Raw genomic sequence first — 13,344 nt, 5'->3', positions numbered from 1 at the left:
AGTTTTTACCTGGCTCAGGAATCTACCTGAACCGAAGTCATGTATCGGTCCAGATCCTCAGAATTCATCGGTTTGGCATAGAGAAATCCCTGCGCCAGGTAACAGCCTTCATGTTTCAGGAAGTCAGCCTGGGCCTCGGTCTCCACCCCTTCGGCGATCACCTGCATCTGCAGACTCTCACCCAGGGCGATGATGGCCCGGGTAATCGCCATGTCATCCGCATCGGAGGGAATATCCCGTACAAAGGATTGGTCGATCTTCAGTTTGGAGATCGGCAGGGCTTTCAGATAGGAGAGGGATGAGTAGCCGGTACCGAAGTCGTCAATCGCCAGTCTGATGCCGATATCCCGCAGACGGTTGAGAATTTCCGACATGTGCACGGGATCGTTCATGATGGTGGTTTCCGTAATCTCGAGTTCCAGCAGATCGGCGTTGATCCCGGCCTCTGCAAGAATAGTCTGAATACCGCTAATAAAGTTATCGCTGTTCAACTGACCCGCAGACAGATTGCAGTTGACTGAGATGCGCTCCGGGCTGAAACCCTGATCGCGCCACTTGCTTGCCTGCTGACAGGCCTGGCGAAGAATCCATTCGCCAATGGGACGGATCAGCCCTGACTCCTCGGCGAGTGGAATGAACTTGGCAGGTGGCAGCAGACCCAGCTCCGGATGTTGCCAACGGACCAGGGCTTCGACACCGATTACTCGGCCACTGCGGATATCGATCTGCGGCTGGTAGTGGAGAACCAGCTCATTCATGGTCAGGGCTTTACGCAGACTGTTCTCCATCATCAGTCTCTCAAACGCCAATGTTGTCATCTCTGCTGTATAGAAACTGTAGGCGTTTCTACCCAGCTCCTTGGCCTTGTACATGGCGGAGTCCGCATTACGTATCAGGGTGTTCGGGTCGTCACTGTCCTGGGGGTAGATACTGATGCCGATGCTGCTGGAGAGGAACAGCTCCTTATCCAGGATCTTGAAACCCTGGGTAAAAGCACCGAGCAGCTTCTCAGCAATCTTTACGATGTCCTGAGTCTGCTCGATCTGATCGAGGATAACGGTGAACTCATCACCACCGATTCGGGCGATGGTGTCGACTTCCCGGATCATCGCTTTGAGACGGATTGCCGCCTCTTTCAGGATCAGATCCCCGGTCGGGTGGCCGAAGCTGTCATTGATCTGTTTGAAGCGATCCAGATCGATGAACAACAGGGCGACCATGCTTTCATTGCGCTTGGCTTTAAAGATGGCTTGTTGCAGGCGATCCACAAACAGCAGCCGATTGGGCATGCCGGTCAACGGATCGTGATGGGCGATGTGGTCGAGACGGTGCTGATTTTTTCTGAGTTGATCAACGACGCTCAGGTAGTCGGTAATATCTCTACCCGATTCGATGATGCCGGTAACTTTGCCTTGCTTGTCAAACAGGGGGTTGGCCAGCAGTTCGAAGGTACGTGTCGTGCCATCCTGTAGCGGGTGGTTGTGAACCACTTTAACGGTTTTTTCTCTCTTTAGAACCTGTTCCAGCGGGCATGGGTGATCTTCTCCCTGACAGGGCTGGTCGATGTGGTGTGAAATGGCATAGCATTTCGGCTGGGCAGACGCCAGTGCCTTGGCCGGGGCGGCTGTCCGCGCGGCATGGTTCATCAGTTGTACGGTGTAGTCTGAGTCGATCATAAGGATAGGGTCACTGACCCCGTCGATGACTTGCTGCAACAGAGCGTGTTGGCGCTCGATCTCCTGCTGCGCTGATTTGATCTCACTGATGTCACGGGCGATGGCAAAGGAGAGTTCTTCATCCTCGAACGTGATGTGGTTGGCTACGATCTCCACCGGAATCGTATGGCCGTCGCGATGTTGGTGGGTGGTTTCGAAGCGTAGTGATCCGGTTTCTTCGAGTTTCCTGTCAACCTCCAGAAACCGCTCGGTTGAGTAAGTGGGATCGATATCCATCACCGATTTTTTCAATAGCTCCTCTTTTGTGTAACCCAACGTTTCACAAGCGGCAGGATTGACGTACCTGAAGTGGCCATCGGGCATGATCAGATAGGCCGCTTCTGAGATATGGTCCAGAGCATGCTGGGTCAAGGCCAGCTGGCGCTCGGCCGCTTTGTGCTCCGTAATGTCCTGAACTGTGCCACGGGAGATGATCGGTAGCCCATGACTGTCAAACTGGGTTTCACACTGCTCTTTCACCCATTTTATTCTGCCGTCGGCAAACAGCAGGCGGTGCTCTATCTCATAATCTTGCTGCTCTTCCAATGAGCTTAGGTAAGCGTTATTAACTCTTTCCCGGTCGTCAGGGTGAACGGTCTCGAGAAATTTTTCATAGGTGGCGGCAAAGCGCTTCGGGTCAATCTCAAAGATGCGGAAAGTCTCATCAGACCACTCCAGAGAGTCCAGCTGCAGGTTGAGCACCCAGCTGCCCATCTTGCTCATGCGTTGCGCCTCGGCCAGCCCCTCCGTCTGGCGGCGCACAGTCTCCTCGAGGTCGGCGTTGAGCAGCTGCAGTTGGCTCTCAGCGTCGCGACGCATCTCGGTTTCAGCGGTTAGGCGCCGGTTGAGTTGTTGCAGACTGCGAAAGCGCCAGACCAACATGCCGGTAGCGACCAGCATCAACAGCAGCGACATTACGAGCAGTGTTCTTTGGGTATTCCAGTACGGGGCGGGTGTGGCATACCAGCGGGAGTAGATATCCTTGAATCTATCACTCTGGATGAAGGTATCGACGGCTTGATTCAACTGTTTCACAAGCTGAGGTTCACCTTTGCGTACAGCAATGGCGCGTTTGATCTCTACCAGCGAAGGGCTGAGCTTGCGGATATGGTCATCCAGGCCAAGTTGCTGGGTATAGCGCCAGACAACCGGGTCCGGGTAGGCGAGGGCGTCGATCTGACCACTCAACAGCGCAAGCAGGGCCTCGGATAACTGATCAAAATGTTCGAGTCTCAGTGCTTTGTCTACAAGCAGCTTGATGGCCACATTACCTTTGATCACCCCGACATGGTGGCCAACCAGATCTTCTAACGAGCTAATCGTCTCAGTCTCTGCCCGCACGAACAGTGATACGGAGAAGGTCTCAAGCGGTGCGGTGAAATCCGCATAAGCCTGTCGATCAGCCGTTATCCCCATATTGGGGATCAGTACAGCCTGTCCTGATTTTATGGCCTGATGGACACCCTGCCAGGTCTCATGGATCTGGTACTCCACGGTCAATCCCGCCTGTTCGGCCAAGGCGTTCATCACATCGATGGCAAATCCATAGGGTCTGCCCTGTGCATTGACAGCATACTGGGGGGGGAAGGCGCGGGGGACAGCCGCAATCAGATGGGATGGCTGCGACTCCTGAAGCTCGTTTTCAGCTTCAAGATTCCACCCTCTCTGGCCAAATGATATGGACAGAGCAAGAACAAATACAACTGCTATGAATGTAGGCTTTTTGTTGTTCATTGACTCTGTTGGTTGCAGTCGGACAGTGACTGTCCGGATTACTGCAAAATTTTGGACAGAGGGATCAAAGCCGATATTACCGTCTATTTAATTATATGTCGGCAGTACAAGCTCTTTTTTAACACTGTATGCACTGATCTGGATCAAGTCTGTTAGTCTGATAGGCGGATAAAAAAGATACGCAGGGGTGGTTTTGTGGAAATCTGGCAGATTCTGCTGCTTGCCATGGTTGGTGTTGCTGCCGGCTGGCTGAATGTGATGGCTGGAGGGGGGTCGTTACTGACCATACCGGTGATGCTGTTCATGGGGATCCCGGGACCGGTGGCTAACGGTACCAATCGGATCGCCATACTGGCTCAGAACATCACCGCTGTGACCGCATTCAGGCGTCGTGGCTACTCCGATTTCAAGCTGGGTTTCAGTCTTGCGGCGATGGCTTCCCTGGGGGCGATTGGTGGCGCAATGGTTGGGGTGAAACTCGACGGAGTATGGTTCGACCGGGTTTTGGCACTGGTGATGGTGGGTGTGATGCTATTGATGGCCACCGGTCACGATAAAATCAAACCGACAGGGGGCGATAGCAAGCCTAAGAATCTGTTTGCCGGGCATCTGTTGATGGTTGCTGCCGGATTCTGGGGGGGCTTCATTCAGATTGGTGTCGGTTTCATACTGATGCCGATACTGCACAAGGTGCTGGGGCTCGATCTGGTTCGGGTGAATATGCACAAGGTCCTGATTGTGCTGGTCTATACCATTCTCGCGCTGGGGATCTTCGCTTCGAATCTGGAGCTTATGTGGTGGGTCGGAATCAGCCTGGCCATCGGCAATTCAATTGGAGGCTGGTTGGGCGCCCATACCACCATCACTCATGGGGAGGCGCTGATTCGCCGGGTGCTCTACCTGGCGTTATCAGCTTTTATCATCAAGCTGCTGTTCTTCTGATTTGTTTGAGGGATAAAAAAAGGCGGGCCCAAGGCCCGCCTTTTTTAGGCTGAAACTTGCCTGGGCAAGTTTCCAAGTGTCATCAAAGATGATTACTTGGCAGCAGGAGCCTGAGCCTGAGGAGCAGCAGGAGCGCCGTAAGGAGCTACAGGAGCGCCGTAAGGAGCACCATAAGGAGCGCCGTAAGGAGCGTAACCGTAGTAAGGACGGTTGTAGTAGTTGTTGTAACCACGACCATAACCGTTGCCGGCGCCACGAGCGTTACCGCTCATGTTGAAAGAGAAGTCACCGTCGCCGAAGCCGTCGCCCATGAAGTCATTGCCGTTGCCCCAGCCGTTGTTCCAAGGGTTGCCCCACCATGCAGAAGCGGAAGCAGAAGCGGCGATCAGAGCAGCAGCGGCTGCGATTTTAACGATTTTGGACATGAGATATTCCTCAAATTTTTAAGTGTTAGAAAGTGAACGAGTAAGTACTGCGTTACTCATGGAGCGAAAGAATATTAGTAATTACTAAAATAATCAAAGACTATTTATCTATTGAGCGTTCAATTTTTATAGTTATGCTCTATGGGTGGTGTCTGAAGCTATCCTGGTCGGCCGTCGATGCGGGGGCGAATCAGTATCGGTAGATAGATCATTGAGAACAGCAGATAGCAGATGGACCAGGCAACTGCTGAGAGCATTATACAGGTCTGATAGCTGAGCAGTCCGGTGATCGGAACGAAGACCCGCATCACTACGGCGATGTTGATCAATATGAATGCCAGGGCCATAGTTCGATTGGCACCGATCTCCCGGCCGGTATGACCCAGAGCCACCCTGGCCATCATGCCCAGGGTAGTCACACCGATGGCGCCGGCGGTGAGTGCATGGGTGGCCAGGTTATCTGCAAAGAGTCCAATCTGGGCCATGGCTTTCAGCAGAAAGCCGATCACCAGCCAGGCCAGCCCGGCGTAAAGGATCCATAGAATGGGTTTTTTCCATATTTGGGGGTGGTGCCAGTCGTAGAGACGCCAGGCCTGAGTGATGGAGCCTCCGAGTGCAAACAGCATACCTGGCCAGCTGTTCGGCAGCAGCAGGTCGCTTAACGCCCAGAGAAGAAACAGGGCGTAAACGGCCTGCTCCCGCTGTTTGCTGAAACGGGGCGCGGAGTCTTCAACCGCCTTGTCGGTGAAAAAGGGGAGTACCCTGCCGCCGACGAATATCAACAGTAACAGGATCGAGTTGGTCATCAGTGAGATGCCGCTTCTGCTTGTCGCCAGAAGGCCCACGGCCTCAAGGTGGTAGAGAAGATTGGCGATGGCCATCACCACCAGCAGAGGTATGAAGAGTCGGTTGATTCGATTCTCCGCTTTCACCAGGGGTCGGGTAAGGGCCGCAATCAGTGCGGGTAGGAAAAGCAGATCGATCAGCACAAACATCCCCACCAGTGCGCTCGGCATGAATGGCAATAAACGGCCGGCAAACCAAAGTCCGGCCAGCAGGGCCAACGGCGTACCGGTCGGGGTATCGATACCGGTCCAGTTACGTACGGCGGTAAGCAGGAACCCGGCAATGATCGCCAGGCTGAATCCGAACAGCATCTCATGGCTGTGCCAGCCGACCAGTGAGTAGTGGCTAAATTGTATCGGGCTGAGCCAGAACCAGAGCCAGAGCAGCATCAGTGTCAGCCCGGAGATTGCTGCGAGCAGGAAAAACGGACGAAAACCAAGAGCAAACAAGGCATAACCCTTGGGTGAAGCGTCAGGGGTGCGAGGGTCACCCAATGGAATGATGCTCAAAGTCGTCCCCTCAAATGGGTAAAGAGGATTACCCTAGAGCTGCTGTTATCGGCAAGCCTTGATGTACATCAAAGCTGGAGTGGGATGGCTCGGTGATATTTCCGGCTATGCCAGGCCGGATCATAGCAAATTGATGATGCCAGCTTGCGGCTGATTATGATCCGGCAATGAGGGCTAACAATGCACATCGTCATGGGTGAACGGATCGGAAAGAGAGATCAATAGCTCGTTCTGCTGAATGAGTCGGTCTCAAGCTTGCAGCTGTTTGAGGTGCAATCGAACGCGTTTGACATACCGTTGAAGGAGAACTCCACTCTCTCATAGCTCAGGGTAAGTGTCTCTATGGGGACAGAGTTATCACTGTTGCTGCCGTGCATGGAGTAGCTCTTGATCATGACGTTTGTCAGTTTCCATTTGTAGTAGGTTTTTTCACTATTGGTCTGTATCAGAATATTGGGAATCAGCTCACTTTTCGAGACACTGTTCTCCATTCTGCGGGCAGCCTCTCTGGCTGCCTGTACGGCGGGTAATAGCAAGGCAGCTTTGGGTTCCTCACCTTCAAGACCGACGCTGAATCCATCGATTAACGAACGCTGAATGGTGCCGTCAGCATATTCAATGGTGAGTTCAATCAATCCGTTTTGCGCCTTTGCAGAAAGCGGAAGCATAAGTGCGATAAAGAGTAAATTGATGAGAGTTAGCTTGGCCTTGTTCATAGTCTTCTCCATGAAGGTTCACTTCTATAGGTAATCCAATCGGGTTATCTGTTGAGCCAATCTATAAGCGGAGTCAAAGATGAGATAGGAAATATTGCACAGCTTTGATATTAACGAATTACACCATGACTTCGATCAGGATCGCGTTGCTTTGGATTGCAATGGAGGAGAAGCAGGACGTATCGAATTTGTGTTAACAGGCCCTAGATAACGAGCAGGTCAAACTCCGGTTTCCCCCCAAGTTGGATGTCATCCATCATCAATGGTTACAGCCAGTTATGAACGACCATTTCTGAGCCGGTATGGTGCTCGGATGATCGCGCCCAGTCCGTTACACCGGCTGATTGCGACGCACGACTTGTGGATTTAATAGCAATTTGCTATTTCAATACACTTTTGCTTATCGGGATGAGGGCATTATGTGGCTGAATTCCTGATAGATGCTCGATTTCTGTGAACTTGTGTATGAGTCGGGGATCCAAAATGGTGTATATTTAAGTAAAATCTTATATACTTATATTAAGCAACCAAGGAGTCAGTCATGTTACCGATATTCGTTGGATTGATTATGGCCATGCTGTTCGGCCTGTTCTCATTTATGGTCTATGGCCTCGAAGGCCTGATTCACTATGCCTGGATCGATATCGTATTCTGGTCTCTGATTGTAACCGGGATGATGATCAGCCTGATCAATGAGCTGGGGCGCTGCCTCGCCTGCCGATTGAAAAGCTGGGTTAAAATTCCCCGCATCGAGTCGTTTTGCAGTGAAGCGGATTGCCGCAGCCTGCTGTCTTGAGCCTGGGCTGTTCGGTCAGTGGAATCCTATTCTCGATACTGGCTTCAACGAAACAGCAGCGGCACCACGTCTTCAAATACTGAAGCGAAGTGGACCTTGAGTCCTTTCCGGATATGATCCGGTACCTCTTCATAGTCGCTGCGATTATCCTCCGGTAGGATCAGCTCCCTGATCCCGGCGCGCCTGGCGGCAATCACCTTTTCGCGTATTCCGCCGACCGGGAAGACCTGTCCTGTGAGGGTGAGTTCACCGGTCATGGCAATGTTGCGCACCGGTTTGCTTCTCGCCAGAGAGAGCAGGGCAGAAGCCATGGTGATACCGGCAGAGGGGCCATCCTTTGGGGTGGCGCCGGCAGGCACATGAAGATGAATAAAGGCTTTTTGAAAGAAGCTTTGATCCACCTCGAAATGTTCGGCTTGGCTGACGACGTAGCCATAGGCGATCTCAGCCGATTCACGCATCACGTCGCCAAGCTGTCCGGTCAGTTTGAAACCCCGGTTGAATTCATGTGTGGCAACCGCCTCGATGTTCAGCGTCGCACCACCCATGGCGGTCCAGGCAAGCCCGGTCACAACACCGGCGCCACTCAGGTTTCGCTCATCTTTGAACAGTGGACCACCCAGATAGTCCTTGAGATTGTCTAGGGTTACGTCGATAGGCTTTTTTGCCCCCTCGAGTATTTTTACCACCGCCTTGCGGACAATCTTGCCAATCTGTTTTTCCAGTCTGCGGACCCCCGCATCCCGGGCATAACCTTCGATAATGGCCCGCAGCAGCGGACTGTTGAGTTTAATATCCCGACGTTTCAGGCCGGCCCTTTCAAGTTGGCGCGGCACCAGGTATTTACGTGCAATCTGTAACTTCTCACTGGCAATATAGCCCGACAGGGAGATGGTCTCCATGCGGTCGAGCAGCGGGCGTGGAATGGTATCGAGTTGATTGGCCGTACAGATGAACAGCACTTTCGAGAGATCGAAGCGCAGGTCGAGATAGTGATCGAGAAAGTCACTGTTCTGTTCCGGGTCGAGTACCTCGAGCAGGGCCGAGGCTGGATCGCCATGGTAGGAGGCGCCGATCTTATCGATCTCATCGAGCATGATCACCGGGTTTTCGGTACCGGCATCTTTCATTGCCTGGATGAATTTCCCGGGCATTGCGCCGATGTAGGTGCGCCGATGACCCTTGATCTCGGCTTCATCACGAATACCGCCGACAGAGAAGCGATAGAATTTTCGGCCCAGGGCTTCGGCGATGGAGTGGCCGATGGAGGTTTTTCCGACACCGGGAGGGCCAACCAGCAGGATGATCGATCCGGCAATCTGGCCTTTCATGATACCGAGCGCGAGAAACTCCAGAATGCGCTCTTTCACATCCTCCAGTCCGTAGTGATCCTTATCCAGGGTTTTGCGGGCAAACTGCAGATCGAGTTTGTCTTCTGAATCGATCCCCCAGGGGAGCAGGGTGATCCAATCCAGATAGTTTCTGGTGACGGAATATTCGGGTGAGCCCGGTTCGAGCACCGCCAGTTTGCCCATCTCCTCATCGACCCTCGCCTGAGCCTGTTCGGAGAGTGTCAGTTTTTCCAGGCGCTCTTTGAACTTGTCCAGTTCCGCGGTACGGTCATCCTTTTCAATCCCCAGTTCCTGCTGGATCGCCTTCAGCTGCTCCCTCAACAGAAAATCACGCTGCTGTTTTTCCATCCGCTCTTCGACGGTCTTACGGATTGAGGCCTGGGCCTTGACCACCTCAAGCTCACGATGCAGCAGTTCGAGGACTTTCTCCATCCGTGGCAGCAGCTCGACGGTTTCCAGCACCGCCTGCAGCTGAAATTTGTCTGAAGTGGTCAGGCTGGCGGCGAAATCGGTTAGATGGGAAGGGTCATCCGGGCCGAACCGGTCGAGGAACATGCGCAGCTCCTCGGCATAGAGAGGATTCAGCGGCAGCAGCTCCTTGATGGTGTTGATGATCGCCACCGCATAGGGTTTGATCTCTTTGCTGTCACTGGCGGGCTCCGGAAGATACTCGACACTGGCGGTAAATGGGGTATTCCCATGGACCACCTTTTTGATGCGAAACCGCTGCAGGCACTCAACCAGAACCTGCAGTCTGCCTTCTGATCGTTGAATGCGATGAACCCGGCAGACGGTTCCGATCTGTTTGAAACTCTGTGGCGTGGCAGACTCAGCGCTTTCCGATGAAGAGAGGACCACACCAAGCAGCATGTGTGTGGAGTTGGCCACCTCCTCCATGGTTGCATCCCAATGCTCCTGTTCCATCAGCAGTGGCACCGCCTGGCCGGGAAAGAAGGGACGTGCGGAGACAGGCAGGAGGTGGATCAGGCCCGGTAACACCTCATTGGGGCGTGCCAGGGTATTGCCGCTGATGACTTCGACGTTTTCGTCTTGGGTGTATTCTTCTTCTGACATCTTGCTACCTTCAGTTTGCAGTTGCTCTGCGTGATTGGTCTGACCTGAAAAAATCGTAACAGAGACTTATTCGGTGCGGCTCTCGGTGGTTTGTTTATGCTCAGTTTATCGGATCACTTTCCACCATTTTGCATTAACAATCGGACAATGTCTCAGCTGACTGTTGATCACCACAGAGATTATCTCTCAGAGTCTGCCGGTGGTCAGTGAGATATGGGGACGGTTGCCTCAGTTGCAAGTCCCTCGGGTCAGACTGGATACAGACAGTGGTTTCCTGGGGAGTCTGGAGCCGGTTACTGCCGGGAGTTGATCATTCAAGCGCCAGCTTACGAACCGCTGAGATCTTGGATGTTGGTTTAAGACCGCTTCGCTTGCCGTGGATGGCAACACAGCGATTAGTCGATTGCTGTTTATTTACTGAACCGGTTTTTCTCTGCAAACGAAACCGATCATTTATAACTTACCGTTTCTCTTGGTTTTTTGTTTGGTTGGAACGGTTTATTCACCTGAAGGGAAGGTGATTGAACGATTCGTTCAATAGGTTGCTACCTCACTGTGCCCCAGGTCCCCCATTCCATTTGTGAGTAGCCCAAAATAGCTACAAATAGGTAGTCATCTATAACCCTTTGAAAGCCCCGGTTTATCTGCCTGTCACTCAAAAATAATCCACAGCTTGAACGGGCTTTTATCTCACTCTGAATCATATCCGGCGGCCTTGGTACAGATCTTGCACTTCTGTTGTGTGCGTTATGCGCATTTGCATTGCAGGGGAGAGCGATGCTGAGGAAGAAAAATTGATGGGGCAGTTGCCCGTGTTCGTCGCTTCCGCTGGTCGGATGCATTTTTTAACCATTATATTGGGAGTCTGATAATGAAACGCCTAGCACTACTTGCAGTAGTGGCGTTGGTTGCTTGGGGAAGCGGAGGCAATACGCTGACCCCTGTAGCTGAGGCCCAAGGCAAAGCCTGTTTGGCATGTCACGACGGCATAGAACGCTTTAGTGATGGTGTGATGCAGGAAGACATTGAAAAGATGGGTGCAGAATTGGGAGACCCGGCCGGCTGTGTGGTCTGTCATGGTGGTAACCCGAAAGAAGAAAAAGATAAAATGAAAGCCCATATGGGCTCCCCCGCCGGACTAGCGAAAAAGGGTGGACCTAAAAACTTCCTGCCCGATCCTGGCGCCATGCCAGTTAACGACCAAGCCTGTGGCCAGTGCCACTCTGGATACTATGACCGTCTGAATAAATCCCTGATGAATACTGAGGCAGGTAAACTGCAGGGTAACATGTGGTCATGGGGTTACCAGAAAGACATGAAGGTTGTCTGGGGCAACTATGATGTGATGGACGACGATGGTCCTGTACCTCTGGTTGGTACCAAGGCCTACAAGAAGTACATGAAGGACTTCGTCAAGAAGCATCCGGATCAGATGCCGAAGCGTCTGAAACAGCTGCCACAGGTTGATCTGGAGAAACTGACCGACAATCCCAACCATGCGGGTCTGACCTACTCCCGTCATGATTGTCAGCGTTGTCATGTTGGTGTGACCGGTCGCGATAAGCGTGGTGACTACCGTGGTTCCGGCTGTTCCGCCTGTCACGTGCCTTACTCCAATGATGGCTACTATGAAGGTGGCGATCCAACCATCAAGAAGGATGAAGCGGGCCATATCCTGACTCACCGCATGCAGGGCACCCGTAAGACCAAGGTTAAGGTTGGTGATGTTGAGTTCTCCGGTATTCCGGTTGAAACCTGTGTCTCCTGTCATAACCGCGGTAAGCGTGTCGGCGTGAGTTATCAGGGCATCATGGAAGCGCCATACGGTTCTCCTTTCAATGAAAAGGGTAAGAAGCAGCCTAAGATGCACACCAAACGTTACCTGTTCATCAAGGAAGATCTGCACCATGAGATGAACTCGATTGCCGGTAATCCTCAGGGTGGCATGCTCTGTCAGGACTGTCATACCACCATCGATCTGCATGGTGATGGCAATATCCCGGGTACCACCCTGGCTCAGGTCGAGGTCGAGTGTGAAGACTGCCACGGCACCTTCAACAAACTGCCTTGGGATCTGCCGTTGGGTCGTGGCGAAGAGTTTGGTGAGATGAAAGACGGTCTACCGACCGCCTACACCAAGCCTCGCGGTCTCGGCAAGAAATGGCCTGAGTACATGAAAGACGCCACTCAGTATGAACCTCAAGATGGCTACCTGCTGACTGCTCGCGGTAACCCGCTGGGTAATGTGGTGAAGAAGGGTAAGGACGTTATCGTCCACTCCGCCAACGGTCTGGACTTCAGAGTACCTCTGCTGAAACAGATCGGAGACGAAGGCACCTTCAAGTCGACCCTGGCGAAAGTTTCCATGTTCCTGATCCCTCAACATCAGAACAACATGGAGTGCTACGCCTGTCACGCTGACTGGGTACCACAATGTTACGGTTGTCACGTCACCGTCGACTACTCGAAAGGCAATGAGGGTACCGACTGGCTGGTCAACGCCAGTAATCGTGATCCCAAGACCGGTCTGACTCCGGATGCGCCTCCTGGCACCAACGGCATGAAGAGCCCTGGTAAAGTCATGGAGACCCGCTCCTACCTGCGTTGGGAGACTCCGGTACTCGGTATCAATGGTGAAGGTCGCGTCAGCCCGATGATGCCTGGTTGTCAGGTAACCACGACGGTTATCGACAAAGATGGCAAGACCCTGGTCAACAACAAGATCTGGGAAACACCTGAAGGTCCCGGTATCGATACCGCTGCCGTGCAGCCTCACACCGCTGGCCGTAGTGCCCGTAGCTGTGAGTCCTGTCACGACAATCCAAAGGCATTGGGCTACGGTGTAGAAGGCGGTCGCTTCCTGTTGGGTGCCGATAAGGACTTCGTACTGGATCTGAAGGACTCTGCCACGGGTAAGATCATTCCTCAGAAGACCCAGGTTCAGATCCCCGGTATCCCCGGTCTGACCTATGACTGGTCTGCGATTGTTACTGAGGATGGCGAGCAGCTGAGTTCCGTAGGTTCTCACTGGCCGCTGACTGGTCCGTTGCCAGACGATAAGCGTGACGCCATCGAGAAGACCGGTGTCTGCCTCGGTTGTCACGAAGAGCGCTTCAATCCTGACTTCTGGCAGAAGGTATCCGAACCTGGCGTTATGGATAGCTTCGAGCACCAGCAGTTCATGAAGAAAGCGCTGAAAGCGATTGCTGCCCAGAAGAAGTAAGGGCGGTGTAGT

8 protein-coding genes are annotated in these 13,344 nt (G+C 53.0%); 3 read left to right on the top strand and 5 right to left on the bottom strand.

All coding sequences use genetic code 11. The features are described 5' to 3' along the window. Positions 1-14 precede the first annotated feature (14 nt). Positions 15-3,449: an EAL domain-containing protein gene (locus AC4IE8_RS17485; RefSeq protein ID WP_490791573.1), complete on the bottom strand. Its 3,435-nt coding sequence runs from the start codon at positions 3,447-3,449 to the stop codon at positions 15-17. Positions 3,450-3,644: 195 nt separating this feature from the next. Between AC4IE8_RS17485 and AC4IE8_RS17480 the strand changes: the two genes are divergently transcribed. Beyond that, positions 3,645-4,391, top strand: a complete 747-nt coding sequence (locus AC4IE8_RS17480; protein WP_490791572.1) for a sulfite exporter TauE/SafE family protein — start codon at positions 3,645-3,647, stop codon at positions 4,389-4,391. 92 nt (positions 4,392-4,483) lie between these two features. On the opposite strand, the gene AC4IE8_RS17475 is transcribed toward AC4IE8_RS17480, so the two are convergent. From AC4IE8_RS17475 to AC4IE8_RS17465, 3 genes are all read right to left on the bottom strand, one after another. Further along, on the bottom strand, positions 4,484-4,816 hold the full coding sequence (locus AC4IE8_RS17475) for a sulfur globule family protein (protein WP_068987503.1): 333 nt from the start codon (positions 4,814-4,816) through the stop codon (positions 4,484-4,486). A 158-nt stretch (positions 4,817-4,974) separates the two neighbouring features. After that, a complete protein-coding gene (locus tag AC4IE8_RS17470; protein WP_490791571.1) occupies positions 4,975-6,171 on the bottom strand; it encodes an NnrS family protein in 1,197 nt (398 codons plus the stop codon). Between the two features lie 218 nt (positions 6,172-6,389). Continuing rightward, positions 6,390-6,887, bottom strand: a complete 498-nt coding sequence (locus AC4IE8_RS17465; RefSeq protein WP_490791570.1) for a type VI secretion system tube protein Hcp — start codon at positions 6,885-6,887, stop codon at positions 6,390-6,392. A 541-nt stretch (positions 6,888-7,428) separates the two neighbouring features. Between AC4IE8_RS17465 and AC4IE8_RS17460 the strand changes: the two genes are divergently transcribed. After that, complete coding sequence (locus AC4IE8_RS17460; RefSeq protein WP_068987506.1) at positions 7,429-7,683, top strand: hypothetical protein; 255 nt, start codon at positions 7,429-7,431, stop codon at positions 7,681-7,683. Between the two features lie 44 nt (positions 7,684-7,727). Here the strand turns inward: AC4IE8_RS17460 and lon are convergent, their stop codons facing one another. Then, the gene (lon, locus tag AC4IE8_RS17455; protein WP_068987507.1) at positions 7,728-10,109 is read right to left on the bottom strand and encodes an endopeptidase La; all 2,382 of its coding nucleotides are present in this window, start codon (positions 10,107-10,109) and stop codon (positions 7,728-7,730) included. A gap of 871 nt (positions 10,110-10,980) precedes the next feature. Between lon and AC4IE8_RS17450 the strand changes: the two genes are divergently transcribed. Further along, positions 10,981-13,332, top strand: coding sequence for a multiheme c-type cytochrome (locus AC4IE8_RS17450; protein ID WP_490791569.1), 2,352 nt, complete (start codon positions 10,981-10,983; stop codon positions 13,330-13,332). The last annotated feature ends 12 nt before the right edge of the window (positions 13,333-13,344 follow it).

Source organism: Candidatus Thiodiazotropha sp. AKAK2 (assembly GCF_058244685.1).
This window is presented reverse-complemented; position numbering and strand designations above follow the sequence as displayed.